Here is a 26,013-nt window from a genome sequence, read left to right on the forward strand (position 1 = left end):
GAGGATCAGTCGTTGCTGTCGTTGTTCAGCGCCAGAATTGGCGCCGCGGGCGCGTAGGATTCGTAGCCGTCGCCGTCGGCGACCGAGAAGGTGACGATCGGATCGATGCCGTTCTCGCTGAACGCCACCGTGCCATCCGCCCCTTCGCGCCAGAACTTCGCGCGTTCTATGCCGGGCATCAGCTTGCGGCAGTTGGGTGCAACGGAAAGCAGCGACAGACCATCCGAAACCGCGGCGCCGCGATGGATGGCGCAGGCGGCTTCATCGCCATTGGCCGTCAACTGATAGGTGCTTGACGGGGTGGCCTCATTGGCCGTGCCCTGGCCATCGCCGCCATGCAGAAACAACTGCAGGCCTCCAAACAGCGCGACCGACGCAACCAAAGCGGCAACCAACTTCACCCTGCTTCTCCATACCAACTCAAGTATGGAAAATGATTTCAAAGGGTTAAGCGGGCGTTAACGGGTCGGAAAAGCATTAACAAATGTGGCGGGAGCGCTAATGCATGTCGCCCAGAAGTGTGCAGCGGTTCCGGGACGACGACATGCATCAAAACAAAGACTTAAAGCGCGTCGTCTGAATCCGTTTCAGCGCGACGCGCTTTAGGCGCGCGCCTTGACGTTGATCGTTTCCGGCACCGCCGTCAGCGGCCGGCGATCGGTAAACCAGGAAATCAGGTTGTCGACGCAGAGGTCCGCCATGGCGCGCCGCGTATGCTGGGACGCCGAGCCGACATGCGGCAGCAGCGAGGTGTTGGGCGCTTCGAGCAGCGCCCGCGGCACGTTCGGTTCGTCGGCAAAGACATCGAGGCCGGCGGCGGCGATGGTGCCGTTCTTGAGAGCGGCGGCAAGGGCCGCCTCGTCCACCGTCGAGCCGCGGCCGATGTTGATGAAGACGCCGTTCGAACCCAGCTCCGACAGGATTTCGGCATTGATCGCCTTTTCGGTCGCCGCGCCCCCCGGCGCCACGCAAATCAGCGTGTCGACCGCTTCGGCAAGGCCCTGCAGCGTCGCGTGGTATTCGTAGGCGAGACCCTCGACCTTGCGGCGGTTGTGATAGGAAACCTGCAGGCCGAAGGCGTCGAGACGACGGGCGATGGCAAGGCCGATGCGGCCCATGCCGAAGATGCCGACGCTGCGGCCGCGCAAGGTGAGCCGGCTCAGGCGATAATTGCCGTGCTTCAGCCAATCGCCGTCGCGCAAATATTTCTCGGCAACATAGAGCTCCCGCACCGTGTTGATCAAAAGGCCGATCGTGGTGTCGGCGACCTCCTCGGTCAGCACATCGGGCGTATTGGTGACCATGACGCCGCGCGCGGCGGCGTGGCGGGCATCGACCGAATCGTAGCCGACGCCGAAATTGGCGATGATTTCGAGGTTGGGCAGCGCGTCGATCATGGCGGCGTCGATGCCGCCGAAGGAGGCGATGCCGCGCACGGATTTGCGCATCTCATCGGTGACCAGCGACGGGTCGGCGCGCTCGACGCGCACGCGCTGGAAGGCCTTGTCGATACGGCCGATGGCATGGTCGTTGAAATTGCCCGGCACCAGGATGGCGACCGGCAATTTCGCTTCGGCTTTGGTCATGCACGCTCCACCGGCTTGCCGGTCGACTGCCGCACATGCAGCTCCGGCTTGATCAGTTCCTGCGAGGGCCGCACCGCCTGCCCGTTCAGCTTGTCGAGCAAGGCGCTGGCGGCGCGGCGGCCGACCTCGCGCTGACCATTCCAGACCGTGGTCAGCGCCGGTGTCGCGATTGCCGCCTCCTCGAGATCGTCATAGCCGGTGACGGAGATATCGACGCCCGGCACAAGGCCGGCGCGCGCGATGCCGTTCATCAGCCCGATCGCGACCAGATCATTCCAGCAACAGGCAGCGGTGGGCTTGTCTTTCAGCGCCAAAAACTGTCCTGCCGCCTCGAAACCCGCCTGCTTGGTGCGCGGCCCGGGAATGCGCCAGGACGGCCTGACTTCCAGCCCGGCCGCCTCCATGGCGTTGACATAGCCCTGGTAACGGTCGCGGCCAGTCGACGTCTGGTCGGTGCCGCCGATCATGGCGATGCGCTTGTGGCCGAGCGAGATCAAATGGTTGGTGGCGAGCGCGGTGCCATAAGCGTCGTCGCCGCGGAACACCGGCACGTCGGCTCCGGCGACGCTGCGCGCGATCAGCACCGCCGGCAGGCCGTTTTCCTCGGCCATGACGATGTCCTCGGCCGGCGTGCCGATGGCCGGCGACATGATGACGCCGTCGGCGCCGAGCTGGAGCAGCGTGTCGATGAAGGTGCGCTGCTTTTCGAGCTGGTCGTAGTGGTTGGAGAGGATGAAGGTCTGCCGGCTGCGGTCGAGCTCGCTCTCGATCGAGCGCAGGATCTCGGCGAAGAACGGGTTCATGATGTCGTGGACGACGACGCCGACGATGCCCGAGCGCGAGGTGCGCAGCGAGGCGGCGCGGCGGTTGTAGATATAGCCGATGGCGCGCGCATGCTCCTTGATGCGCTCGCGCGTGGCGCCGGCCACCAGCGGGCTGTCGCGCAGCGCCAGCGATACGGTTGCCGTGGAGACGCCCAGCGCATCCGCGATCGTCGAAAGCTTGATCTTCTGTGCCAGTGCCCTTCGCTCCCCAGGGTCTTTAGATTTTAACGGCTTTAAATTGTTTAAAACGGCCTTATGCCACCGGTTCTGGAGCAAATCAAAGTTTTTTCGCCAGCACCTCGGCTTCGGTGTCGAGGGACGCCGAGTTGCGCAAACGGAGTCGATGCTCGCGATGGATGATATAAAGCCCGCTGGCGACGATGATGGCGGCGCCGAGCAGCGTCCAGCGGTCCGGGAACTGATGGAAGATCAGCCAGCCGGAAATGATCATCCACACCATCTGCGAATAGGGATAAGGCGCCAGTTGCGTGGTGGTGGCCAGGCGATAGGCCCGGACCAGCAGATAGTGGCCGCCGGCGCCGAAGACGCCCAGCATCAGGACGACGAACCATTGAAAACCGCCATGCGGCAGCGCATGCGAGAATGCCAGCAGCGGGGCAAGCAGCACGGACGGCGCCAGCGCGGAGAACAGGATCAGGCTTTCCGATGTCTCCGAGGCCGACATGCGCCGCGTCATGATGACGTAGAAGCTGTTCGACAGCATCGAGCCCAGCGCGAAGAGATGGCCGATGCCGAACACGCCGATGCCCGGACGGGTGATGATCAAAACGCCGACAAAGCCGGTGAGGATGGCGAGCCAACGCCGCCAGCCGGCCCATTCGCCGAGCAGCGGCCCGGCAAGCGCGGTGATGACCATCGGGCCGAAGAAATAGATCGAGGTGGTTTCGGCAAGCTGGAGCGTGCGCAGGGCCAGGATGTTGAACATGGTCGAGCCGAACAAAAACAGCCCGCGCAATATATGCGCCGGCAAGTTGTTGGCGCGAAAGCGCGACGGCTCGCGCCAACCGCGCAGGAATACACCGACGAGCAGCACATGGACGGTGAACCGCGTCCAGGCGACGATCAGTGCCGAAACGCCGGCCAGCACCAGATATTTGCTGGAGGTGTCGAGAAAGGTGAAGCAGACATAGACGCACAGCATCAACACCATCGCCGCCGTCGGCGTGGCGCTGTCGTCTTGGGTTCGGGAAACAGTCAAGGTCAGTCCGGAGGGAGCAAAGGTAGACAGCCACCTTTGCGGCAATCGTCGCTCACCCGCAAGCCAATTGTCGGCCGCCAAGAGGCCTAAACCTACTGGCACAACAACGGGAGCCCGCAGGCTCAGCCCCCATCCTGCGCGATCCTGGGAACCAGGTCGCGCCCGAAGCAGATTACAGAGCATGGGGTTTGTTTGCTGATCGGCGGCGACCGCGTGCTGCTTGACGACGCACAACTTTCCGCCTAGCCCTTGAGGCCATGAACATCGCAATGGTTTTCGTCGTGGTAAGGGAGCGCATGGGCAGGATGGTGTAACCATCCGGCGAAAGCACCCATGCGCGGTAAGCAGGCTCCTGACGGGGCCTTTTTTTATGCCCGAAATTGGGCCGCCTCGTCAGACCCCGTTTTATCCCTCCGACACGGCGAAGAGATCATGGCGAGCGACAACCCCATTCGAAATCCGGGCGCGGACACACCCGCCAAAGCGGCCGTCTCCGAAACCGTTGCTCCACCCCGACTGATCACGCTCATCCTGCTTTCGGCTCTTGCCGTGCTGCCGGTGAACATGATCCTGCCGTCGCTGCCGAACATTGCCGCGACGTTCAAGGCTGATTTCGCGTTGGTCAATCTGTCGGTCGCAGGCTTTGCGATCATCACCGCCGTCATAGAAGCCATCGGTGGCACGATATCGGACCGATTTGGACGCAGGCCGGTGGTCCTGACGTCCCTGTCCATCTTCATCGCGGCGTCCATCGGCTGTGCACTGGCCCCCAATATCGAGACTTTGCTTCTGTTTCGCGCCATGCAGGCATGCATCGGACCCTGCTATTCCGTCGCCCTGGTGATCATCAAGGAAACATCCGGGGAGCGTGAAGCCGCCAGCAAATTCGGCTATCTCGCCATGGGGTGGGCGCTGGCACCCATGGTCGGTCCTTTGTTCGGCGGAGCACTGGATGAGCTGTTCGGATGGCGTTCCAGTTTCGTTGTCCTTGCAATCTTCGGCGCGGCCGCCTTTGCCTTGTCCGCGCGGCAGATCCGGACAAGGGTCACGGCGTTGCCGAAATCGAAAAGGAACTACGCCGCCGCCTATGGCTTGCTCCTGCGGTCGCGGCGGTTTTGGGCCTACACGCTGTGCATGGCCGCCTCGATGGGTGTGCTCTATGTGTTTCTGGGAGGGGCGCCGTTGGTTGTCGGTGACGCCCTCGGCGGATCAAGCGCCAAGCTCGGTCTTTACATGGGATTTGTCCCCTCCGGCTTCATCCTTGGCAGCTACCTGGCTGGACGTTACGCCTCGAAGACCTCCCTGGGCGCGACGCTTATCCTCGCGCGCGTCACGACATGTGCAGGTCTGCTGGCGGGGCTGCTCCTGTCCCGCTTTGGCGTCACGCATGTTCTGGCTTTCTTCGGGCCTTGCGTGTTCATCGGCATCGGTAATGGATTGACCATGCCAGCCGCCAACAGCGGCGCCTTGTCAGTGCGACCGGATCTGGTCGGTACCGCCGCAGGGCTGGCCGCGGCAATGAGGATCGGCGGCGGGGCGCTTATAGCCTCGATCGCCGGCCTGTTCCTTGCCAATTCGGTCCATGCGCTTTTCGTTACGATGCTGCTATCGGCGGCACTCGCACTATCGGCGGCGCTCTACGCGGCTCTTCTCGATCGACGGCAGCTAGCCGGCTGCCGCTAGCCGTGCATGCGGGCGCCTTTGGTGATCTTGTCGACGAGTTTCTTGTCGGCGCGCAGCGCGATGCCGACAATTTTTGCGTCCTCCGGCGCGAATTCGGCGAAGACGGCGCGGTTGGCCACATCATGGCCGGTGGCAAACATCTCCTCGACATAAGCCGACGTCGTCACGTCGCGCTCCAGTGCCCGGCGATGGATGGTGCCAAGCGTCACCGCATCAGCCGACAACACGATGACCGGTTGGACGGACATTGAATTGTAGAGGTTGCCGGCGCGGTCGCGATAGGGTTCGCCGATGATTTCGGGAAACTGGGCGACAATGCCGCTGGTCAGGAACGCGGTGACGTTGAGCTTCTGCCAGACCGGCAGGTCTTCCTTGAGAACAATTGCAATTTTCGTATCGAACACCAAGATTGAGACTCCGAAATAGCCCATGACGGGCGGAAAAGGCGATGGCGCAGGGTCTAGGCGGAGAAGCAAAGGAAGGTCTTGGACGTTTGTGCGCGGATGCCGACCGCATCGTGTCGGCGCCTGGCGGGGCGGGAATCGAGCGCATCGAGGCGCATTTCCACGGCAACGCCTTCGACCTGCACCGTCATGACACCTATGCGCTGGGGGTGACGCTTTCGGGCGTCCAGCGCTTCCACTATCGCGGTGCCTTGCGGCACAGCCTGCCGGGACAGGTGATCGCCCTGCATCCGGACGAGTTGCATGATGGCGGCGCCGGCACCGAGGACGGCCTGCGCTACAGGATCCTCTATCTGGAGCCGTCGCTGCTGCTCGACTGTCTCGACGGCGAGCCGCTGCCCTTCGTTGCCGATGCCGTGGTGAGCGACGCGGCGCTGCGCGACACGCTGCTGTCGGCGCTAGGCCCTCTCGATGAGGAACTCGACGATCTTTTCGTGGCGGATTTCGTTGCACAGCTGGCGCAACATCTGGGGCGCCATGCCGGACAGCCGGCAAAGCCCGCCGGAAAGACGGCGTGGCGAGCCGCAGCGCTTGCCCGCGACTATCTCGAGGAGAATACCGAACGTCCAGTGCGATCCCACGAATTGGAGGCGGTCACCGGTCTCGACCGCTATGCGCTGTCGCGCCACTTCCGCGCCACCTATTCGACCAGCCCGCACCGCTTCCTGTTGATGCGCCGGCTGCAGCGGGCGCGGCGCATGATCGAAGCGGGAGAGCCGCTGGCGGAGATCGCGGCCGGCGCCGGCTTCAGCGACCAGAGCCATTTCAACCGGCATTTCAAGAAGGCGTTCGGGGTAACGCCAGGGCGCTGGGCGGCGCTGGTGCGCGGGGCGGGGGCTTAGCAAGGCGATGACGCTTCCGCGTCGCGCTTACGGGGTAACGCTGTGGCGGTGCGCGGAGCGACGACGCTGCGCGTCGCGCTTATAGGATCATGCCGAGGTGGTGCCTGGAGCGACGATGCTTCGCATCGCGCCTTAAATCACCAGCGCCTCGCGGTTGAGCGACGACGCTGCGCGTCGCGCTTTAATCATCCAGTTCCGCGTCGTCGTCGATCAGTTCCAGATCTTCGTTGGAAAGATTGGCCTCGATGCGGGCGAGCAGCTTGAACAGTGCCTTCTGGTCTTTCTTGTCGAGGCCCTTCAGCGCCTGCTTCTCGGTCTTCTTGACCGACTTCTCAATGGCGCGGATGGTTTCGCGGCCGCTCTCGGTGAGGAAGATATGCGCCTGGCGGGCGTCGGCCGAGGAGGCGCGCTTTTCCAGAAAACCCTGGGCTTGGAGCCGGTTGATGGTCTTGGTGATCGTCGGCGGGCGTACGCCGAGCCTGCCGGCAAGATTGCCCGGCGTCTGGCCATCTTCGCGGTCGAGCGCCAGCATGATCTGGTCCTGGCCGGCGTAGAAACCGTGCGCCAGAAGCCGCGCCGCGAGCGCCGTGCGCGCCAGCCGGGCCGCTGAATGCAGCCGGCTCATTGTCGCTGTCTTGTCCGCCTTGGCCATGGTCATCCCCTCTTCGGCCGAACCGGGACGGCCAGCATAGAGGCTGGCTGGCGGTTGGCAAATGACGATCTAAACGAATCCGCTTGCAAAACAGCTTTGCCGGCAAGCAATGCGGTGCCCGGCGTGTGATGCCAGATGTTTATTTCAGTTAGATGACAAACGACTTTTGGAGAGCTTGATTTACAGCACCGACCGGCATCGCGCCATGGCATTCAAACAGTCTTGATCGGCATGATGACCACGGTGTGAAGCGTATTGTCCGGAAGGCCGGCGGTTCAGCAACACCCGCGTGGGCGATAAACCGCCCGGACACCCCGGCCGGAAGCTCATCCGGGCGGAATTCCTGGCCCAGCTTTTTGCGGCGTGCAAAAGCCGCCTCGCCATCCTATATGAGGCCGACAATCCCAGATTTTCGAGGCAAGCCATGAGCGATGCACAAACGCAAATCCCCGTAACCGTCCTCACCGGTTACCTCGGCGCCGGCAAGACGACGCTGCTCAACCGTATCCTGTCGGAGAACCATGGCAGACGCTACGCCGTCATCGTCAACGAGTTCGGCGAGATCGGCATCGACAACGACCTGATCGTCGAATCCGACGAGGAAATCTACGAGATGAACAATGGCTGCGTCTGCTGCACGGTGCGCGGCGACCTGATCCGTGTCGTCGAGGGCCTGATGAAGCGGCCCGGCCGCTTCGACGCCATCGTCGTCGAGACGACGGGGCTGGCCGACCCGGTGCCGGTGGCGCAGACCTTCTTCATGGACGACGACGTGCGCTCCAAGACCAAGCTCGACGCCGTGGTGGCGCTGGTCGACGCCAAGCACCTGCCGCTGCGGCTCAAGGATTCCAAGGAAGCCGAGGACCAGATCGCCTTCGCCGACGTCGTGGTGCTGAACAAGACCGACCTCGTCACGCCGGAAGAACTCGACAAGGTCGAAGCGACGATCCGCGCCATCAACCCGGCCGCAAAAATCCATCGCACGCAGCGCTCCGGCGTGGCGCTCAACGAAGTGCTCGACCGCGGCGCCTTCGACCTGTCGCGCGCGCTGGAGAACGATCCGCACTTCCTCGAGGCGCACGACCATGACCACGACCATCACGACCACGATCATCACGATCATGATGGACACGACCATCATCACGACCATGCTTCCGACATCCATGACGTGACGGTGAAGTCGGTGTCGCTGCGCGGCGGCGAGATGGATCCGAAGAAATTCTTCCCCTGGATCGAGAAAGTGACCCAGATGGAAGGGCCCAACATCCTGCGGCTGAAAGGCATCATCGCGCTCAAGGGCGACGACGACCGCTACGTGCTGCAAGGCGTGCATATGATCCTCGAAGGCGACCACCAGCGCGCCTGGAAGGACGGCGAGAAGCATGAGAGCCGGCTGGTGTTCATCGGCCGCGAGCTCGACGCCGAGCGGCTGAAGAAGAGCTTCGACGCCTGCCAGGCGGCTTGATTTTTCGCGCCCTTCCCCTTCTCCCCTTGTGGGAGAAGGTGGATCGGCGCGCAGCGCCGAGACGGTTGAGGGGTGCTCCAGGGAATACCAACCTCTCACTCCGCTGGAACACCCCTCATCCGACCGAGCTTCGCTCGGCCACCTTCTCCCACAGGAGGAGAAGAGGAAGGCGCCAGCGCCAGTCCCTCTTGTCACGATCCGAAGCGGGTTGAGACCCGTGGCTCAACCCCTTAAGGGAAGGGCAGCAATCTCGAATGGACCAGCTCCTCATGCCCACAGTCGCCCCGCTTGATCTCGAAGGCCATTGCGTTGCCGCCGTATTCCTCGGCGATGTGCCGCATTTCGCTCTGGCCGACGGCGCGATCCATCGGCTCGACAATGGGCAGAAGACGGTGCAGGCCAACGATGGCCTGCTGGCTACCTTCCATGACGCGGCCAACGACCGGCTGATCACCGGCGGCGAGGACGGCAAGGTGTTTGCCGTCAAGGCAGGCGGCGATGTGAGCGAACTCGCCAGCGCCGGCAAGAAATGGATCACCAGCGTCGCCGCCGGACCGCAAGGCGCCATCGCCTACGCCTCGGGCAAGACCGCCTTGGTGCGTTTCGCCGACGGCAAGGTCAAGGAATTCGCCCATCCGCGTTCGGTCGAAGGGCTCGCCTTCTCGCCCAAGGGTATGCGCTTCGGCGTCGCCCGCTACAATGGCGCGACGCTGCATTTCCCGGCCGCCGAGGGCAAGCCGGTCGAACTCGAATGGGCCGGCGCCCATACCGGCATCACCTTCTCGCCGGATGGCGCTTTCCTCGTCACCACCATGCAGGAAAACGCGCTGCATGGCTGGAAGCTCGCCGACGGCAAGCACATGCGCATGAGCGGCTATCCGGGCAAGGTGAAAAGCCTGTCCTGGAGCGTCAAGGGCAAATGGCTGGCGAGCTCCGGTGCCCCGGCGGCGATCGTCTGGCCATTCGCCAGCAAAGACGGCCCGATGGGCAAGGCGCCGCTGGAACTCGGCACGCGCGGCAACACGATGGTGACCTGCGTTGCCTGCCACCCGAGCCAGGATGTCGTGGCCATCGGCTATGACGACGGCATGGTGATCGCGGCGCGTTTTGCCGACGCCAAGGAGGTGCTGCTGCGCCGCCCCGGCAGGGGCGCCATCACCGCGATGATGTGGGACAAGGAAGAGCGCCGCATCGTGTTTGGAAGTGCAGCCGGCGACTGCGGCGTCATCGACATCACGGGTTAGGAAATAGGCAGTAGGCAGTAGTGAGTAGGGGAAAAAGGAGCCCTACTGCCTACTGCCTACTGCCTACTGCCTACTGCCTACTGCCCTACTGCCCTACTGCCCTACTGCCCTAACACCCACCCCCGGCGCGGCCAATTGCGGTTTTGCCGGCCGGTTGGCAGAGTGCCGCGCCAACAGAGGGGTTTTCATGCAGGCATCGGACAATTCAATCGGCGGCGTCAGCCGCGACCGCATCGCGGCGCTGCGCGAGACCGAGGCGGAAGTTTTCCGCAAGGCGCGGCCGAAATCCGAGGCCAAGGTCGGCAACGGCATCGCCGGCTTCCTCGGCGGCGTGCCGATGCACTGGATGACCGACTGGCCGACGCCGTTTCCGATCCTGGTCGAGGCTGCCAGGGGCGCCACCATCACCGACATCGACGGCAACAGGCTCGACGACTTCTGCCTTGGCGACACCGGCTCGATGCTGGGCCACTCGCCGCCCGCTGTCGCCCGCGCCATCCGCAGGCAGGCCGGACGCGGCCTGACCTACATGCTGCCTTCGGAGGACGCGCTGGCGATCGGGCCGCTCTTACAGCAGCGCTTCGGCCTGCCCTACTGGCAGATCGCCACGACAGCCACCGACGCCAACCGTTTCGCGTTGCGCGTTGCGCGCGCGGTGACCGGGCGGGAGAAGATCCTGGTCTTCAACGGCTGCTATCACGGCTCGGTCGATGAGACGATGGTGCGGCTGGTCGACGGTAGGCCGGTGAACCGGCCGGGTCTGGCCGGCGAATTCCGCGACCTGACAAGGGCGACCAAGATCGTTGAATTCAACGATATTGCGGCATTGGAAGCCGCGCTTGCGGACCGCGATGTCGCCTGCGTCATCACCGAACCGGTGCTGACCAATTCCTGCATGGTGCTGCCGGAGCCGGGTTTCCACGACGCGCTGCGGCGGCTGACCCGCGCGGCGGGAACGCTGCTTCTGATCGACGAAACGCACACGATCTCAACCGGCCCAGGCGGCTATTCGAGGAAGCACGGTCTGGAGCCGGACCTGTTCGTGCTTGGCAAGCCGGTGGCCGGCGGCGTGCCGGCGAGCATCTGGGGCATGAGCGAAGAGGTCGCCACCCGCTACGGCGCCTATAATCGCACGAAAGAGCCCGGTTATTCCGGCATGGGCACGACGCTGTCGGCCAATCCGCTGCAATTCGCCGCGATGCGCGCGACGCTTGAAGAGGTGATGACCGAAGAGGCCTATGCCCATATGGACCGGCTGGCCGAACTGCTCGACGCCGGGCTGACGGCGGCGATCAAGCGTCACAAGCTGCCCTGGCATGTCGCGCGGGTCGGCGCCCGCGTCGAATTCATCTGCGCGCCCGGGCCGTTGAGGAATGGCGGCGAGGCGGAGGCGGCGCATGCGCCGGAACTCGAGGCGGCCATCCATGTCGCGCTGGTCAATCGCGGCGTGCTGATCGCGCCGTTCCACAACATGATGCTGATCTCGCCAGTGACCACAGCCGCGCAAGTGAGCCGGCTGATCGCCGCCTTCGGTGCGGTTGCGGCCAGGCTTGCGGCATGAGACAAGCTGCCATGGACAATCCGAGCAACGTTGCGATCTCTCCTTCCGACTCGACGCCCGCCGAGGCGAAAGCCTTTCTCGATGCGCACCCCGAGATCGAGGCCTTCGACATCGTCTTGACCGACGCCAACGGCATCGGCCGCGGCAAGATCGTGCGCCGGCACGAGCTGATGAGCATCTTTACGGGCGGACGGCATATGCCGATCTCGATCCTCGGCCTCGACATCACCGGCGAGGATGTGCACGACACCGGACTGATCTGGGACACAGGCGACGGCGATCTGCGGGCGTGGCCGATCCCCGGCACGCTGGTGCCGCTCTACGGCACCAAGCCGGCGCGCGGCCAGGTGCTGATGGCGATGTACCATCTCGATGGCCAGCCGATGCCGTCGGACCCGCGGCTGGTGCTGGCACGCCAGGTCGACCTTTTGGCGGCCAGGGGCCTGCATCCGGCCGGCGCTTTCGAACTCGAGTTCTTCCTGCTGTCCAATGAGCGCGACGCGGACGGCAAGGTGCAAGCCGCCCGCGCGGTGCTCGACGGCCGGCGCTCGGCCAAGACCGAGGTCTATTCCGTCGACCATCTGCACGGCATGGAGCCGCTGTTTTCCGACATCTATGCCGCCGCCAAAGCGCAAGGCATTCCGGCCGAGACAGTCATTTCCGAATATGCGCCCGGCCAGTACGAGTTGACGCTGAATTACCGCAAGGATGTGCTCCGGGCGGCCGACGACCTCGTCATGCTGAAGCGGCTGGTGCGGGCGCAAGCGCGCCGGCACGGCGTCACCGCCTGTTTCATGGCCAAGCCGATCGAGATGTATGCCGGCTCGGGCATGCATTTCCACGTCTCGCTGCTGGACGACGCGGGCCGCAACGTCTTCACCGAAGCCGGCGGCGAAAAATGGTCGCTCAGCCTGCTCAACGCGCTTGGCGGCCTGATCCACACCATGGCGGAATCGATGCTGGTGTTTGCGCCGCATGCCAATTCGTGGCGGCGTTTCGTCTCACAATCCTACGCGCCGGTGGCGCCGACATGGGGCGTCAACAACCGCTCTGTAGCGCTGCGCGTGCCGGCTGGTGATGCCAAGAACCGGCGCATCGAGCACCGGCCGTCCGGCGTTGACGCCAACCCCTATCTGGTTGCGGCAACGGTCCTGGCGGGAATCGTCAAAGGCCTGGACGAGGGTCTCGACCCCGGGCTGGAGACAACCGGCAACGGTTACGAGCAGGCTTCCCAAGCATCGGCGATGCCCGTCGATTGGCGCGCCGCGATCGAAGCGGCCAGAGCCTCCGAGTTCCTGAAAGCGGCACTTGGCGCGGATCTGCATCGCACCTTCGTGGCGATCAAGCAGGCCGAATATCTGCGCGTCGCACGCACGGTCAGCGAGCTCGACTATCATCTCTATCTGCACGAGGTCTGAGCGCCGGCGCGGCGATCACGTTCTGCCGCCGACAATCAAAAGTTATAGCCAATTGCATTTTTGGAACATATCATGAACAAATGGCTGTCCTTTCCATTCGCGAAAAACTGGCGATCCTGTCCGACGCCGCCAAATACGACGCTTCCTGCGCATCTTCCGGCTCGGCGAAACGCGATTCGCTGAAATCGGGCGGCATTGGTTCGACCGAAGGTTCCGGCGTCTGCCATTCCTACGCGCCGGATGGGCGCTGCATCTCGCTCTTGAAAATCCTGCTCACCAATTTCTGTATCTACGATTGCAGCTACTGCATCAACCGCTCGTCCTCGAATGTGCGGCGCGCCCGCTTCGGCGTCGACGAGGTGGTGCGGCTGACCATGGATTTTTACCGCCGCAATTATATCGAGGGGCTGTTCCTGTCCTCCGGCGTCGTCCGCTCGCCGGACGAGACGATGGGCGAGATGGTCGAAGTGGCGCGCCGGCTGCGCGACGACGAAAAATTCGGCGGCTATATTCACCTGAAGACCATACCCGAAGCCTCGGCCGAGTTGGTCGAAAAAGCCGGCCTCTATGCCGACCGGCTGTCGATCAATGTCGAATTGCCGACGGATGAAGGCGTGAAGAAACTGGCGCCGGAAAAGAAGCCGGAAACGATCCGGCTTTCGATGGCTAAGCTGCGCCGCAAGATGGAGGAAAAGGCCGAGCCGACGCTGCGGACGAAGAAATGCGAACGCTTCGCGCCGGGCGGACAATCGACGCAGATGATCGTCGGCGCCGACAAGACATCCGATGACGCCATCCTGCACGCCAGCGCCCGCCTCTATGGCAGCTATCACCTGCGCCGCGTCTATTATTCCGCTTTCAGCCCGATCCCGGATTCGTCTGCGTCGCTGCCGCTGCAGAAGCCGCCCTTGATGCGCGAGCATCGGCTTTACCAGGCGGACTGGCTGATGCGCTTCTATGGCTTTTCGCAGCCTGAAATCCTGGCCGGCAGCAATGACGGCATGCTCGATCTCGCCATCGATCCCAAGCTTGCCTGGGCGCTGCGCAATCGCGGCCGGTTCCCGGTCGACGTCAACCGCGCCGAACGCGAGGCGTTGCTGCGCGTGCCCGGGCTCGGCACCAAGGTGATCGACAGGATCATCGCGACGCGGCGCTATCGTCGGCTGCGGCTGGAGGATGTCGGGCGCATCTGCCACTCGGTCGCCAAGGTGCGGCCGTTCATAATTGCGGAGGGCTGGTCGCCCGGCGCGCTGACCGACAAGGTCGGCCTGCGTGAGACCATCACCCGCTCATGCGAGCAGCTTTCGCTGTTTTGACCATGGCCCAGTTCACCCTCGCTAACCATGTCGTTCGGCTCGCAAGCGAGATCGATTTTGTTGGATGGCGGGACGCCGCGCGCCGGTTGGCGACGAACGATATTTCGCCTCAGGACGTCGCGTGGCAGGTCGAGATAGATGCGGGCTCGCGCGACAATGATTTGCCGGCTTGCCGGGCGGATGCGCGCCTTGTCGTGCCGCGCGACTTCATCGAGCGCGCCGAGACCGCCATCTGCCATGCCGATCCTGAGCGCCTCAGCTTGCTCTACCGGCTGCTGTGGCGGTTGCGCGATGAGCCTAAGTTGCTTTCGATCGCGACCGACCCCGATATCCGGCGGCTGGAAGCGATGGAAAAGGCGGTGCGGCGCGACATCCACAAGATGCGGGCTTTCGTACGCTTCCGGAAGATCGGCCAGGGTGCGGACGAGCGCTATGTCGCCTGGTTCGAACCGGAGCATTTCATCGTCGAGCGCAACGCCGATTTCTTCGTGCGCCGCTTCACCGGCATGCGCTGGACGATCATGACGCCCAATGCGTCCGCCGACTGGGACGGCGAGCGGCTGGCGATCGGTCCAGGCGCCGAGAAGCGCGATGCGCCGGACGAGGATGGCGCCGAGGCGCTGTGGCGGACCTATTTCGAGAACATCTTCAATCCGGCGCGCCTCAAGGTGAAGGCCATGCAGAAGGAGATGCCGAAGAAATATTGGCGGAACCTTCCCGAGGCCTCGCTCATTCCACACCTGATAGCAGGAGCGGACAAAGCCGCATCAGCCATGATCGCCAGAATGCCGACAACCCCAGCACCGCATCACGCCAAGCTTCAGGCCAAGCACTGGCCGGCGCCGCAGCCAGGTGACGCCGGTGAAACGGAAAGCGCCGACACAATACCGGAGCTGCGCGACCTGGCGAAAGGCTGCCATCGCTGTCCGCTTTGGCGCGATGCGACGCAGACCGTGTTCGGCGAAGGGCCGGAAAATGCCGACGTCGTCTTCGTCGGCGAACAACCTGGCGACCAGGAGGACCTTGCCGGCAAACCCTTTGTCGGACCGGCGGGCAAAGTGTTCGACAGCATCCTCGATGAGGCCGATATCGCCCGCCACAAGGTCTATGTCACCAACGCGGTGAAACATTTCAAATTCGAGCCGCGCGGCAAGCGCCGCATCCACTCCAAACCGAATGCCGGCGAAATCCAGGCCTGCCGCTGGTGGCTGGACAAGGAACTCGGCCTCATCAAGCCGAACCTCGTGGTGGCGCTGGGCGCGACCGCGGCGCAGTCATTGCTCGGCAAGGCAGTGCCGATCACCAAGATGCGCGGCGACGTGATCGAACGCGAAGACGGGGTGCGCGTGTTCCTGACCATCCACCCGTCCTTCATCCTGCGCATCCGCGAACAGGAGGACAAGGAGGCGGAGAGGGAGCGGTTTTTGAAGGATATGCGGAAGGTGAGAGAGTTGATGGGGGCGTGATTGCTCTGCGCCGCCCGAACGGGATCCACGCAGACGCAGGCTGTTGCACGGTCATGCGGCTTTGGCGATTGACCGAAACGCCCATCGCTTCGTCATCCACGGGCGGAGCAAGGAGCGTAGCGACGCGCGCAGACTCGAGGATCCATGCCGAGACGCTAAGGCGTTGCAACGGTTCAGAATTCTGCTCCGCTGCATTGCATGCCCGAGGTCACGGAATGGATCCCAGGGCCTTCGCGACGGAGCTTCGCTCCTGCTTCGCCCTGGGATGACGAAGCGATGGAAGCCCTGCCGCTACCGAACGAGTATCGCCCTCAGATCGTTCACATTCGTCCCAGTCGGCCCCGGTACGAACAGATCGCCGACTGCATTGAACGCCGTCCAGGCATTGTTGCCGGCCAGCGTTGCCTTGGCATCGACACCGGCGGCACGCATCCGCGATACCGTCGAGCCGTCGGCAAAGGCGCCGGCATTGTTCTCGGACCCGTCGATGCCGTCCGTATCGGCGGCCAAAGCATGAATGCCCTCGACGCCATCGATACCGAGCGCGAAGGCGAGCAGGAATTCCGAATTGCGACCGCCCTTACCTTTGGCGCGCAGCGTCACCGTGGTTTCGCCGCCGGAGAGGATCAAGACCGGCTTGGCGAACGGCCGGTTGCGCGTCGCCACTTCGCGGGCGATCGCGGCATGGACGCCGCCGACCTCGCGCGCCTCGCCTTCGATCGAATCCGACAGGATGACGGCTTCGATACCTTGCCGCCTGGCCTCAGTGGCCGCCGCTTCAAGCGAGACACCCGCCGAGGCGATGAGATGCACTTCGTTGGCGGCAAAGCGTGGATCGTCCCGACTTGGCGCTTCGGCCGCCGGGGATTGAATATGCGCCATCACGGCGGCCGGTAATTTCATGCCATACGCGGCGATCGAGGCCAGCGCCTCTTCGCGGCTGCCTATGTCAGGAATGGTCGGGCCGGAGGCGACAAGCGCCGGGTTGTCGCCCGGAATATCGGACACGACCAGCGACACGACCCTGGCCGGATGGGCGGCGGCGGCCAAGCGGCCGCCCTTGATGGTCGATACATGTTTGCGGATGGTGTTCATGGCCGCGATCGGCGCTCCGGAGGCAAGCAGCGCCTCGTTGACGGCGATCTCGTCGGCCAAAGTCAGGCCGGCGGCCGGGGACGGCAGCAGCGCCGAGCCGCCGCCGGAGATCAAAGCCACGACCAGATCGTCGGCGGTCAGGCCACGCATCTTCTCCAGCAGGCGGCGCGAGGCCTCGAGGCCGGCGGCGTCCGGCACCGGATGCGCCGCCTCGATGATCTCGATGCGCTCGCATCTGGCGGCGTAACCGTAGCGGGTGACGACCAGCCCGTCGATCGGACCGTCCCAGGCTTTCTCGAAGGCAGCGGCCATCTGCGCCGAACCCTTGCCGGCGCCGATGACGATGGTGCGGCCCTTCGGCTTTGCCGGCAGATGGTTGCGGATCGTCTTTTCCGGGTCGGCGGCGGCGACAGCGGCGTTGAAGATCGAAACGAGAAAGGATTTTGGATCGGTCATTTTTCTTCCGGCGGCAGCGCGAGCCCGTTTGCATCGACCTTCAGGTACGCACAAAGCGCATCGACGACGACGCCATGGTCCTCGTGCTCGGGCAGGCCGGAGACAGCGATGACACCGATGACGCCGGCACCCTTGACGGTGACGGGAAAGCCGCCGCCGGCGAGTACATAGTCGGCTATGTCCAGCGCCTCGCCGACCTTGAAGGTGCGATCGGGTCGTTGCTGCTCCAGCACCAGACGGTAGGTGCTTGCGAGATAGCGCTTCACGACGTTGATCTTGCGCCGCGCCCAATCCGGGTTGGAAGCGTTCGAGCCGGGCATGGCGGCATAGAAGAGCGGCCGGTCCCACAGCCTGATGTCGACGATGATAGGCAGGTTTTCCTTCAGCGCCCGGTCCCGGATCGCCGAGCCGATCTTAAAGGCAACGGCCTCGTCGAAAGCCGGGAAGACCAGCGTCGCTTCCTGTTTCTTGATCAGCGCGATGTCGTCCGCGGCGGCCATGGCGTTCCCCTGTCAGCGTCGCCGCACGATGTGGCCGATGACTGACGCCGGGTCAAGCGAAGAGCGCATCGAAGCTCACGCGACAATGACGCTCTTCGCCGGCCGCCCCGCCACATAAACCTCGCGCACGGCACGATCGTCGCCAAGCGTCTGCAGCAGGAAGAGTTCCTCAGCCAGCGTTTCGACCGTCTCCATCCTGAGCCGCATGCCGGGCGTGGCATTGGCGTCGAGCACGACAATGTCGGCATCGGTACCTTCGTCCAGCGTGCCGACCTTGTCGGCCACGGACAGCGCCTCCGCGTTGCCGCGCGTCAATTGCCAGAAGGACTGGAACGGGTTCAGCTTCTCGCCATTCAGCGCGATCACCTTGTAGCCCTCGTCCATGGTGCGCAGCATCGAATAGTTGGTGCCGCCACCGACGTCGGTGGCTGCCGCGATCCTGAGCGGCTTCTCGCGCCTGCGGAAGCGCTGGTAGTTGAACAGGCCCGAGCCGAGGAAAAGGTTCGAGGTCGGGCAGAACACCGCCACCGAGGCGGACTGCGACAGCGCATCGGCCTCGCGCTCCGACAGATGGATGCAGTGGCCGAACAGGCTCTTTTTGCCGAGCAGACCGTAATGCTCATAAACATCGGTGTAATCGCGCGACCAAGGGTAGAGCTGCTGCGTGAAGGCGATCTCGGCGTGGTTCTCCGACAGATGCGTCTGCATGTGCAATTCGGGATGTTCGCGGCAGAGCGCGCCGGCCATCTCCATCTGCTCGGGCGAGGAGGTAATGGCGAAGCGCGGCGTGATGGCGTAGAGCTGCCGGCCCTTGCCGTGCCATTCGGCGATCAGCGCCTTCGTATCGTCATAGCTGGTCTGCGGGGTGTCGAGCACGCCTTCCGGCGCATTGCGGTCCATCATCACCTTGCCGGCGATGTTGAGCATGTTGCGGTCGTGCGACTCGGCGAAGAACGCCTCGGCCGAAGATTTGTGCACCGAGCAATAGGCGGCGACCGTCGTCGTGCCGTGGCGCAACATCTCGTCAAGGAACAGCCGGGCGATACGCCGGCCATGCTGCGCGTTCTGGAATTTCGATTCTTCCGGGAAGGTGTATGTGTTCAGCCAGTCGAGCAGTTCGGCGCCATAAGACGCGATGATCTGCATTTGCGGCACATGCACATGCGCATCGATGAAGCCCGGCAACAGCAAATGCGGGCGATGGTCGACGGTCGCGACACCCGCGCCGGCCTTCTTCGCGACTTCGGCATAGGGGCCGGCGGCGACGATCTTGCCGCCATCGATCAGCAGGCCGCCATCCTCTTCGTAGCGCCATGCCGAATGGTCGTCGATCGCTTCGGGCCAACGCAGGAAGGACAGCGTGCGGCCGCGCAACAGTTTCAAGGTCATACTTACTTTCCGGCGCCTTCGAACCAGGCCACCAGAAGGGCCCGTTCCTGGTCTGTTATGTGGCTGACGTTTGCGGGCGGCATGGCATGCGCCCGGCCGGCCTGGATGTAGATTTCGCGGGCGTGCTCGGCGATGCGTTCGTCGGTGTCGAGCAGCACGCCTTTCGGCGCATGGTAGATGCCTTCATAGGCCGGCTCCTCGGCATGGCACATCGAGCAGCGGCCGAGCACGGTGTCGCGCACGGCCGGAAAGTGCGCCGACGCCATGTAAATCTGCGCGGCGGACGAGGCGGCGGAAATCTTCGGCTCGCCGGTCAGCACCTTCGGCACGGTCGACAACCAGATGATGATCATGAACAGTACGGCAGCACCCAGCCAGGTCCAGGTCGGGTTGCCTTTGCGCGCGTGCACAGTGTTGAAATAGTGCCGGATAAGCACGCCGATGATAAACACCAGCGAGGCGATGACCCAGTTGAACTCGGTGCCAAAGGCCAGCGGGTAGTGGTTGGACAGCATCAGGAACAAGACCGGCAAGGTCAAATAGTTGTTGTGCAGCGAGCGCTGCTTGGCGATCTTGCCGTATTTCGGGTCCGGCTTGCGGCCTGCGATCAGGTCGGCAACGACGATCTTCTGGTTGGGAATGATGATCATGAAGACGTTGCACGACATGATCGTGGCGGTGATGGCGCCGAGATGCAGGAAGGCGGCGCGGCCGGTGAAGAGATGCGTTAGCCCCCAGGCGATGAAGACCAGCAAGCCATAGAGCACCAGCATCAGGCCGGTATCGCTTTTGCCAAGCGGCGAGCGGCACAGCAGATCATAAACCACCCAGCCCGAGACGATCGTCGCCATCGACAAGAGAATGGCGACCGGAACCGACATCGGCAGCACGTCGGGGTCGATCAGGAACAGATCCGCGCCGGCGTAGTAGACGACGCAGAGCATGGCGAAGCCCGACATCCACGTGGCGTAGGATTCCCATTTGAACCATGTCAGGTGCTCCGGCATCTCGGCCGGCGCGACCAGGTATTTCTGGATGTGGTAGAAGCCGCCGCCGTGCACCTGCCATTCCTCACCGTAGGCGCCGGCAGGCAGGCCGGGACGCTGGCGCAGCCCGAGATCGAGCGCGACGAAATAGAAGGACGAGCCGATCCAGGCGATGCCGGTGACGACATGCAGCCAGCGGACGGCGAAGCTCAGCCAGTCCCAGAAAATCGCGAAATCCATCATCGAGTAGCCCCTGGGAAATCGTCCCTGCCGATCAGGCGACTTTACGGTGTGGAGCGCAAACGAAAAGGGGCGAGGTGCGCGATGACTTTCAAAAAAAATTGGAAAATACTACGGTTGTCACACGCAGCCCTTTTGAGAGCGACGCATGGCCTATCTCGACAATATCGCTGTCTTCGTCCGCGTCGTCGAGCTCGGCAATCTGTCGGCTGCGGGACGCGACATGCGCATCTCGCCGGCGGTCGCTTCCAACCGCATCAAGGAATTGGAGAAGCATCTGGGCGTGCGGCTTTTCAACCGCACGACAAGGCAGCTGATGCCGACGGAGCATGGCACGGTGTTCTACACCGGCGCCAAGCAGGTGCTGGATGCGATCACCGAGGCGGAAGCGGCCGTGTCGGCGCTGTCCGGCCAGCCGCGCGGCACGATCCGGGTGACGGCGCCGCTCGGCCTCGGCCGTCGGCTGATCGCGTCGGGCATTCCGGATTTCCACGACCGCTATCCCGACATCGAGGTGCGGCTCAGGCTCTCCGACCACAATGTCGACATCATGAAGGAAGGCATCGACGTCGCCTTCCGGCTTGGCATCATCGAGGATTCCAGCCTTCGGATGCGCGGCATCATGGAATGCGAGCGCGTGCTGGTGGCGGCGCCGAAATATCTGGAAGCGCGCGGCGAGCCGACCGAGCCGCAGGAACTGATCGGCAAGAAGCACGATTGCCTGATGCTGCGCTATGCCGGGGCGCGCGAATTCGTCTGGACGCTGCAGACGCCGACCGGCGTGCAGAAATACGAGGTGCACGGCCCTTATGATACCGACGACGGCGACGTGTTGACCGGCTGGGCGCTGTCGGGACGCGGCATTATCAACAAGCCGCGCTTCGAGGTCGAGCCGTTCATCCGCGACCGCCGGCTGACAGTGATCCTGCCCAACGCACCGCCGACCCCGGTGCAGTTCGCCGCCGTCTATCCGCACAAGAAGCTGCAGGATCCGAAAGTACGGCTGCTGCTCGATTTCATGGCAGAGCGCTGCCAGCGGCTGATCAAGGATCTTCTGGCCGGCAAGTAGGGCTGGCTTTGCTTCGGGGCGGCCGAGTGCTCCCATGAGGTCGTCATCCACGGGCGGAGCGACGCGAAGCGGAGCGCAGACCCGAGGATCCATGCCGTGACGGTCAGCGTGGGTGCAACGGTGCAGAATCTTGCACCGTCGCAACGCTTCGGAGTCACGGCATGGATTCTAGGGTCTGCGCCGCGTCGCTTCGCTCCTTGCTCCGCCCTAGAATGACGACGTGATGGCGGTTCGGGGCTAATCGCCGAAGTAGCCGCCAATGCAATAGTCGGGGGCCGTCGAGACCTGCCTCGCGTAACGCGACAAACTGGCCGGCAAGTGACAGCCCGGTGGCCCATTTAAGCCCGTTGCCTTGCGCGAAAGCGAGCCTAGGTTGGTAGCCGATGGCTGCACGATAACGGTCGCAGCCGAGTAGGCCACCTGCATGCATCTCGCCATTTCGCTCAACATCGCTGCCGCCGTCGGAGAGCCCGTGCTGGATTTCAGCCGGATCAGCAGGGTCGTGCGGCAGGCGGAAGCGGCCGGCGTGGACATGGTCATCATCTCCGACGCCGCGGATCAACCATCGAGCAGCCCGTTCGAAGCGACCACGCTGCTGGCGGCGTTGGCGACAGTGACGGATCGCATCGGGCTCGTCGCCAGCGCCTCGACGTTGGCTCATCAGCCCTACAATCTGGCGCGCCGGTTTGCTTCGCTCGACATCATCAGCCACGGCCGCATCGGCTGGAACGCGACCTTGGCGCAGAACCCGCGCGAAGCGGCGAATTTCAGTCGACCCGAGGGCTTTTCCAACGATGATTTCCGCCGCCGCGCTGAGGAATTCATCAATATCGTACGGCTCTTGTGGGTCAGTTGGGAACACGATGCCTTGTTGTTCGACAAAGTATCAGGCCGCTTCCACAATCCGGACAAGATGCATCTGATTGACTTCAGGGGAGAATTCTTTTCAGTGCGCGGGCCGCTTAATGTCGCCCGCTCGCCGCAAGAAAGCCCAATGCTTGTGATGTCGGGCTTGGCAGACACTGAGCTGGACTTTGCCAGCCGCCGTGCAGATATCGTGCTGCTGAACAAGCGTCAGCCGTCGGAGGCGAGAGCAGCCTGTGATGAGATCAGACGCAGGGCGCACGAAGCGGGGCGCGACCCGACGACGATCAAGATGCTAGCGGTGGCCGAGGCGCGGCAGGAACACGATGCCGGCAGTCTGGAAGACCTATGCGTCTCATGCGGCTGCGACGGCATCGTCCTGACTGTGCAGCCCCGCGTCGAGGCCTTCGTAGATTTTGTCGAACGATTGCTGCCGGACCTCGAGCAACCCGGCTTTACCAAGGCAAAACCGGGCAAGACGCTGCGCGATCGGCTTGCGTCGGGTGAGGATCGTAGGCCATGAGCCCGCGCCAGATGAAGCTCGGGCTGTTCCTGTGGGCGACCGGCCACCACATCGCCGCCTGGCGCCATCCGAAGGCGCATGTGACGGCCGGCATAGACATCGACCATTACATTCAGCTGGCTCGAACGGCGGAAGCGGCGAAGTTCGATATGATCTTCTGCGAGGACGCCGCCGGCCTGCGCGAAGCCAACGTGAACATCGCCAGCCAGACCTCGCGCTCGATCGGCTTCGAGCCGATCAGCCTCTTGTCGGCGCTGGCCGCGCAGACCGAGCGCATCGGTCTCGTTTCCACGGCATCGACCAGTTACAACGAACCCTACGGCCTGGCCCGCATGTTCGCCTCGCTCGACAATCTGAGCGGCGGGCGCGCCGGCTGGAACCTCGTCACCTCCGCCAGCCCAATCGAAGCGGCGAATTTCGGCGCGACGGGCCTCAGGCCGCATGCGGACCGCTATGCGCGGGCGCGCGAGTTTGCCACCGTCATCACCGGCCTGTGGAACCGGCGCGCCCCCGGCCATGACGGCGAGAGCTTTTCGGTGCGCGATCCACTCGACATCCCGCCCTCGCCGCAAGGCGCGCCGGTGATGGTCCAGGCCGGAGCTTCCGACGACGGCAGGGACCTTGCCGCGCGAACCGCCGATGTCGTGTTCTCAGCCGCGCAGACCTTCGAGGACGCCAAGGCCTTCTATGACGATCTCAAAGGGCGGCTCGCCGCCTATGGACGCGAGCCGGACGATTTGAAGATCATGCCAGGCGTGGCGCCCGTTGTGGCGGCGACCGAGGCCGAGGCGCGCGCCAAGCATGATGAATTGCAGGAATTGATCCCCGACGATGTCGGCGTGGCGCTGCTCTCCAGCTATCTCAGCATCTCCGATCTCGGCCGCTACCCGATCGACGGGCCATTGCCCGAACTGCCGGAGAGCGAAGGCATGAAGAGCCGGCAGGCGCTGGTCATCGAGCAGGCGCGCCGCGACGGCCTCTCCATTCGTGGGCTTGCGCGCTATTTTGCCGGCGCGCGCGGCCACTGGCGCCTGGTCGGCACGCCGGCCCAGATCGCCGACGAATTGCAGGCGCGCTTCGAAGGCGGCGCCGCCGACGGCTTCAATGTCATGCCGTCATGGTTTCCGGGGGAGCTCGATGCGTTCGCGACGCTGGTGGTGCCGGAACTGCAGCGGCGCGGCCTGTTCTGGAAGGACTATGAAGGCCGCACATTGCGAAACCATCTCGGCCTGAAGGGACCGGGTTGAGCGGTTAGTCCATCAATCTGGCCGTCCCGGAGACCCTGATCGAGCTGCCCGGCACCGGTGGGATGTCGGCATGCAACCGCGAGCGCATGCCCATGTCCTCGCCTTGCACGATGTCGATCGAGCCACCATGCGGCCAGCCGAGATCACGCAGATAGCCGGCAAAGGCGGCCGTCGAGGCACCCGTCGCCGGATCTTCGTAGACACCGCCCGAGGCGAACGGATTGCGGGTGTGGAATAGACGCGGCGTCTCGGCATAGGCAAGCAGGATCGTTACCAGCCGGTCGCGGCGCATCAGCACCTGGCCTTGCTTGAGGTCATATTGCATGGCGGCCAGCGCCTCGCGTGACTTCAGCGCCAGCACCAGATGATCGGCGCCGCCATGGATCAGCGCCGGCGGGATCGCTGGGTCGAGATCGCTCGCCTGGTAGCCGAACAGCGCCAGCACTTCGGCAACCAGTTCGGCTGGCGCCGGCCGGCTGCGCGTCGGCGGCGACTGCAGCGCGGCGGCGAATTTGGCGCCGTCGCGAAATCCTTCGACCGTGATGCTGGCCTTGTTGAGGGTAAGCGGGAAAACGCCGGCGCCGAACTGCCTGACCAAAGCCGCGCCCAGCGCTATCGTGGCATGGCCGCAAAACGGCACTTCCGATTCCGGTGAAAAATAACGGACGCGCCAGTTGCCGTCCTCGGGCGCGGCAAAGGCGGTTTCGGAAAAGCCGACTTCGGCCGCGACACGCTGCATTTCGGCGGCATCAGGCAAGGCCTCGGCGATCACCACGCCGGCCGGGTTGCCGCCGCCGTCGCCATCGGAAAACGCTGCAATTCTCAAAACGTCCATCGGATCCGCCTCTGTTTTGTCAGGTGCGCAGAAAACACGGCTACGGCGATTTGGGAAATGACGAAAGCAACGAATAGCTGTGAGCCTCGGTCACAACCACGAACCAAAGTGGGTTCGATCAGACGGCCATCGCCTTTTCCGGAGTTGCGGACCCCGGTGCCTGCGCCGCGTGCGACACCAGCGCGGTCATGATTTCGGCAGCGGCCAATGCGGCGATGACCGGCGGACGCTTGTCCTTCACGCCATTGCCGCCGATCGGCGATATGAGGCGGTCGAACTCCGCCTCGCTGCCTTCGGCGGCTTTGAGGAACCAGCTCTTGAAGGTGGCCTTCTTGGTCCGGGAGCCGATCATGCCGACATAGGCGGTATCGCCACGCTTCAGCGCTTCGGCCACGATCAGGAAATCAAGCGCATGGTCATGCGTGAGGATGGCGAAAGCGGTGCCGGCGGGCGCTTTGCGCACCTCGGCCTCGGGCATCGGCGTCAGCCTCGTCTCCACCGTGTCGGGCATGCCTCCCAGCGCCTCGGCGCGGGTCTCGATGACGACGGCGTGGACGGGCAGCAGCGCCAGCGACGCGGCCAGCGCCTGGCCGACATGGCCGCCGCCGAAGACATAGACATAAGGCAGATGGGCCTCTTCCGATTCAGCCTCGGCGATCAGCCTCTGTTCGATTGTTCTGTCGATAAGGCGGATCAGCACCTCGACGCGGCCGCCGCAGCACTGGCCGATTTCCGGTCCGAGCGGAATGTCGAGCGAGGCGCAGACTTCATCGACCTCGATGCGGGCCTCGCTGGCGGGCGATCGCGACCGCGCGCGCGCCAGCATCTGCCGCGCCTTGTCTATCGCCATGTATTCGAGCTGACCGCCGCCGATGGTGCCGAAAATCGACGATCGGGAGACAAGCATGAAGGCGCCGGCCTCGCGCGGCGTCGACCCTTTCGTCGCCGCGACTTCGACAAGCGCTATCCGGCCGGGATGGCCGAGAAATTCCTTCAGACCTTGCACTTTCGAGTTCATCGTCTGCATTTCCACATCGGAAATATAGCGTTTTACGGCCCGAATTGCACC

General features: G+C 63.9%; 23 protein-coding genes. 11 read left to right on the top strand and 12 right to left on the bottom strand.

Going from position 1 to position 26,013, the window contains the following annotated elements:
- Positions 1-5: 5 nt before the first annotated feature.
- The 4 genes from AB6802_RS02230 to AB6802_RS02245 form a co-directional block, all read right to left on the bottom strand.
- Entirely contained in the window at positions 6-401 is a 396-nt protein-coding gene (locus AB6802_RS02230) for a hypothetical protein (protein ID WP_371008364.1), read from the bottom strand.
- Positions 402-602: 201 nt separating this feature from the next.
- Entirely contained in the window at positions 603-1,586 is a 984-nt protein-coding gene (locus tag AB6802_RS02235; protein ID WP_371008365.1) for a 2-hydroxyacid dehydrogenase, read from the bottom strand.
- The gene (locus tag AB6802_RS02240) at positions 1,583-2,605 is read right to left on the bottom strand and encodes a LacI family DNA-binding transcriptional regulator (RefSeq protein WP_371008771.1); all 1,023 of its coding nucleotides are present in this window, start codon (positions 2,603-2,605) and stop codon (positions 1,583-1,585) included. Before AB6802_RS02240 ends, AB6802_RS02235 begins: the two co-directional genes overlap by 4 nt.
- Positions 2,606-2,687: 82 nt before the next feature.
- On the bottom strand, positions 2,688-3,572 hold the full coding sequence (locus AB6802_RS02245) for a DMT family transporter (protein ID WP_371008772.1): 885 nt from the start codon (positions 3,570-3,572) through the stop codon (positions 2,688-2,690).
- 489 nt (positions 3,573-4,061) lie between these two features.
- Here AB6802_RS02245 and AB6802_RS02250 point away from each other — a divergent pair, with 489 nt between their 5' ends.
- The gene (locus tag AB6802_RS02250) at positions 4,062-5,312 is read left to right on the top strand and encodes a multidrug effflux MFS transporter (RefSeq protein ID WP_371008366.1); all 1,251 of its coding nucleotides are present in this window, start codon (positions 4,062-4,064) and stop codon (positions 5,310-5,312) included.
- Here the strand turns inward: AB6802_RS02250 and AB6802_RS02255 are convergent.
- Positions 5,309-5,716 (bottom strand): DUF2000 family protein, encoded by a 408-nt coding sequence (locus AB6802_RS02255; protein ID WP_371008367.1) that lies wholly within the window; start codon positions 5,714-5,716, stop codon positions 5,309-5,311. The genes AB6802_RS02250 and AB6802_RS02255 overlap by 4 nt on opposite strands.
- 44 nt (positions 5,717-5,760) lie before the next feature.
- Between AB6802_RS02255 and AB6802_RS02260 the strand changes: the two genes are divergently transcribed.
- Complete coding sequence (locus tag AB6802_RS02260) at positions 5,761-6,618, top strand: AraC family transcriptional regulator (protein WP_371008368.1); 858 nt, start codon at positions 5,761-5,763, stop codon at positions 6,616-6,618.
- Between the two features lie 181 nt (positions 6,619-6,799).
- Here the strand turns inward: AB6802_RS02260 and AB6802_RS02265 are convergent, their stop codons facing one another.
- Positions 6,800-7,270: a MarR family winged helix-turn-helix transcriptional regulator gene (locus AB6802_RS02265; RefSeq protein ID WP_371008369.1), complete on the bottom strand. Its 471-nt coding sequence runs from the start codon at positions 7,268-7,270 to the stop codon at positions 6,800-6,802.
- Between the two features lie 424 nt (positions 7,271-7,694).
- On the opposite strand from AB6802_RS02265, the gene AB6802_RS02270 reads away from it, so the two are divergent.
- The 6 genes from AB6802_RS02270 to AB6802_RS02295 all read left to right on the top strand — a co-directional run bounded on the left by AB6802_RS02270 (position 7,695) and on the right by AB6802_RS02295 (position 15,740).
- Complete coding sequence (locus AB6802_RS02270; RefSeq protein WP_371008370.1) at positions 7,695-8,735, top strand: GTP-binding protein; 1,041 nt, start codon at positions 7,695-7,697, stop codon at positions 8,733-8,735.
- 269 nt (positions 8,736-9,004) lie between these two features.
- Entirely contained in the window at positions 9,005-9,979 is a 975-nt protein-coding gene (locus AB6802_RS02275) for a WD40 repeat domain-containing protein (RefSeq protein ID WP_371008371.1), read from the top strand.
- A gap of 187 nt (positions 9,980-10,166) precedes the next feature.
- Positions 10,167-11,540 (top strand): aspartate aminotransferase family protein, encoded by a 1,374-nt coding sequence (locus AB6802_RS02280; RefSeq protein WP_371008372.1) that lies wholly within the window; start codon positions 10,167-10,169, stop codon positions 11,538-11,540.
- The gene (locus AB6802_RS02285) at positions 11,537-12,958 is read left to right on the top strand and encodes a glutamine synthetase family protein (protein WP_371008373.1); all 1,422 of its coding nucleotides are present in this window, start codon (positions 11,537-11,539) and stop codon (positions 12,956-12,958) included. The genes AB6802_RS02280 and AB6802_RS02285 overlap by 4 nt, the downstream gene beginning before the upstream one ends.
- A gap of 80 nt (positions 12,959-13,038) precedes the next feature.
- The gene (locus AB6802_RS02290; RefSeq protein WP_371008374.1) at positions 13,039-14,274 is read left to right on the top strand and encodes a putative DNA modification/repair radical SAM protein; all 1,236 of its coding nucleotides are present in this window, start codon (positions 13,039-13,041) and stop codon (positions 14,272-14,274) included.
- Between the two features lie 2 nt (positions 14,275-14,276).
- Positions 14,277-15,740: a UdgX family uracil-DNA binding protein gene (locus AB6802_RS02295; protein ID WP_371008375.1), complete on the top strand. Its 1,464-nt coding sequence runs from the start codon at positions 14,277-14,279 to the stop codon at positions 15,738-15,740.
- A gap of 291 nt (positions 15,741-16,031) precedes the next feature.
- Here AB6802_RS02295 and AB6802_RS02300 read toward each other — a convergent pair whose 3' ends face one another.
- From AB6802_RS02300 to AB6802_RS02315, 4 genes are all read right to left on the bottom strand, one after another.
- A complete protein-coding gene (locus AB6802_RS02300; protein WP_371008376.1) occupies positions 16,032-17,291 on the bottom strand; it encodes a glycerate kinase in 1,260 nt (419 codons plus the stop codon).
- On the bottom strand, positions 17,288-17,791 hold the full coding sequence (locus AB6802_RS02305) for a heme-degrading domain-containing protein (protein ID WP_371008377.1): 504 nt from the start codon (positions 17,789-17,791) through the stop codon (positions 17,288-17,290). The genes AB6802_RS02300 and AB6802_RS02305 overlap by 4 nt, the downstream gene beginning before the upstream one ends.
- Before the next feature lie 75 nt (positions 17,792-17,866).
- A complete protein-coding gene (guaD, locus tag AB6802_RS02310; protein ID WP_371008378.1) occupies positions 17,867-19,180 on the bottom strand; it encodes a guanine deaminase in 1,314 nt (437 codons plus the stop codon).
- Positions 19,181-19,182: 2 nt separating this feature from the next.
- Positions 19,183-20,409, bottom strand: coding sequence for a urate hydroxylase PuuD (locus tag AB6802_RS02315; protein ID WP_371008379.1), 1,227 nt, complete (start codon positions 20,407-20,409; stop codon positions 19,183-19,185).
- Between the two features lie 145 nt (positions 20,410-20,554).
- On the opposite strand from AB6802_RS02315, the gene AB6802_RS02320 reads away from it, so the two are divergent.
- From AB6802_RS02320 to AB6802_RS02330, 3 genes are all read left to right on the top strand, one after another.
- A complete protein-coding gene (locus AB6802_RS02320) occupies positions 20,555-21,475 on the top strand; it encodes a LysR family transcriptional regulator (RefSeq protein ID WP_371008380.1) in 921 nt (306 codons plus the stop codon).
- Positions 21,476-21,899: 424 nt separating this feature from the next.
- Complete coding sequence (locus tag AB6802_RS02325) at positions 21,900-22,862, top strand: LLM class flavin-dependent oxidoreductase (RefSeq protein ID WP_371008381.1); 963 nt, start codon at positions 21,900-21,902, stop codon at positions 22,860-22,862.
- Complete coding sequence (locus AB6802_RS02330) at positions 22,859-24,109, top strand: LLM class flavin-dependent oxidoreductase (protein ID WP_371008382.1); 1,251 nt, start codon at positions 22,859-22,861, stop codon at positions 24,107-24,109. The genes AB6802_RS02325 and AB6802_RS02330 overlap by 4 nt, the downstream gene beginning before the upstream one ends.
- A gap of 4 nt (positions 24,110-24,113) precedes the next feature.
- Here the strand turns inward: AB6802_RS02330 and AB6802_RS02335 are convergent, their stop codons facing one another.
- The gene (locus AB6802_RS02335; protein WP_371008383.1) at positions 24,114-24,944 is read right to left on the bottom strand and encodes a PhzF family phenazine biosynthesis protein; all 831 of its coding nucleotides are present in this window, start codon (positions 24,942-24,944) and stop codon (positions 24,114-24,116) included.
- Between the two features lie 118 nt (positions 24,945-25,062).
- Entirely contained in the window at positions 25,063-25,962 is a 900-nt protein-coding gene (xdhC, locus tag AB6802_RS02340; protein ID WP_371008384.1) for a xanthine dehydrogenase accessory protein XdhC, read from the bottom strand.
- Positions 25,963-26,013 lie beyond the last annotated feature (51 nt).

The organism is Mesorhizobium sp. RCC_202 (assembly GCF_041355295.1).
Lineage (GTDB): Bacteria > Pseudomonadota > Alphaproteobacteria > Rhizobiales > Rhizobiaceae > Mesorhizobium.

What these genes read in the sequence shown, in the direction of transcription:
- xdhC (WP_371008384.1), bottom strand. Translation starts at nt 25,962, where the DNA reads ATGAACTCGAAAGTGCAAGGTCTGAAGGAATTTCTCGGCCATCCCGGC.
- AB6802_RS02335 (WP_371008383.1), bottom strand. Translation starts at nt 24,944, where the DNA reads ATGGACGTTTTGAGAATTGCAGCGTTTTCCGATGGCGACGGCGGCGGC.
- AB6802_RS02245 (WP_371008772.1), bottom strand. Translation starts at nt 3,572, where the DNA reads ATGCTGTGCGTCTATGTCTGCTTCACCTTTCTCGACACCTCCAGCAAA.
- AB6802_RS02320 (WP_371008380.1), top strand. Translation starts at nt 20,555, where the DNA reads ATGGCCTATCTCGACAATATCGCTGTCTTCGTCCGCGTCGTCGAGCTC.
- AB6802_RS02330 (WP_371008382.1), top strand. Translation starts at nt 22,859, where the DNA reads ATGAGCCCGCGCCAGATGAAGCTCGGGCTGTTCCTGTGGGCGACCGGC.
- AB6802_RS02235 (WP_371008365.1), bottom strand. Translation starts at nt 1,586, where the DNA reads ATGACCAAAGCCGAAGCGAAATTGCCGGTCGCCATCCTGGTGCCGGGC.
- guaD (WP_371008378.1), bottom strand. Translation starts at nt 19,180, where the DNA reads ATGACCTTGAAACTGTTGCGCGGCCGCACGCTGTCCTTCCTGCGTTGG.
- AB6802_RS02260 (WP_371008368.1), top strand. Translation starts at nt 5,761, where the DNA reads ATGGCGCAGGGTCTAGGCGGAGAAGCAAAGGAAGGTCTTGGACGTTTG.
- AB6802_RS02300 (WP_371008376.1), bottom strand. Translation starts at nt 17,291, where the DNA reads ATGACCGATCCAAAATCCTTTCTCGTTTCGATCTTCAACGCCGCTGTC.
- AB6802_RS02295 (WP_371008375.1), top strand. Translation starts at nt 14,277, where the DNA reads ATGGCCCAGTTCACCCTCGCTAACCATGTCGTTCGGCTCGCAAGCGAG.
- AB6802_RS02305 (WP_371008377.1), bottom strand. Translation starts at nt 17,791, where the DNA reads ATGGCCGCCGCGGACGACATCGCGCTGATCAAGAAACAGGAAGCGACG.
- AB6802_RS02250 (WP_371008366.1), top strand. Translation starts at nt 4,062, where the DNA reads ATGGCGAGCGACAACCCCATTCGAAATCCGGGCGCGGACACACCCGCC.
- AB6802_RS02270 (WP_371008370.1), top strand. Translation starts at nt 7,695, where the DNA reads ATGAGCGATGCACAAACGCAAATCCCCGTAACCGTCCTCACCGGTTAC.
- AB6802_RS02325 (WP_371008381.1), top strand. Translation starts at nt 21,900, where the DNA reads ATGCATCTCGCCATTTCGCTCAACATCGCTGCCGCCGTCGGAGAGCCC.
- AB6802_RS02265 (WP_371008369.1), bottom strand. Translation starts at nt 7,270, where the DNA reads ATGGCCAAGGCGGACAAGACAGCGACAATGAGCCGGCTGCATTCAGCG.
- AB6802_RS02280 (WP_371008372.1), top strand. Translation starts at nt 10,167, where the DNA reads ATGCAGGCATCGGACAATTCAATCGGCGGCGTCAGCCGCGACCGCATC.
- AB6802_RS02275 (WP_371008371.1), top strand. Translation starts at nt 9,005, where the DNA reads ATGCCCACAGTCGCCCCGCTTGATCTCGAAGGCCATTGCGTTGCCGCC.
- AB6802_RS02315 (WP_371008379.1), bottom strand. Translation starts at nt 20,409, where the DNA reads ATGATGGATTTCGCGATTTTCTGGGACTGGCTGAGCTTCGCCGTCCGC.
- AB6802_RS02290 (WP_371008374.1), top strand. Translation starts at nt 13,039, where the DNA reads ATGGCTGTCCTTTCCATTCGCGAAAAACTGGCGATCCTGTCCGACGCC.
- AB6802_RS02285 (WP_371008373.1), top strand. Translation starts at nt 11,537, where the DNA reads ATGAGACAAGCTGCCATGGACAATCCGAGCAACGTTGCGATCTCTCCT.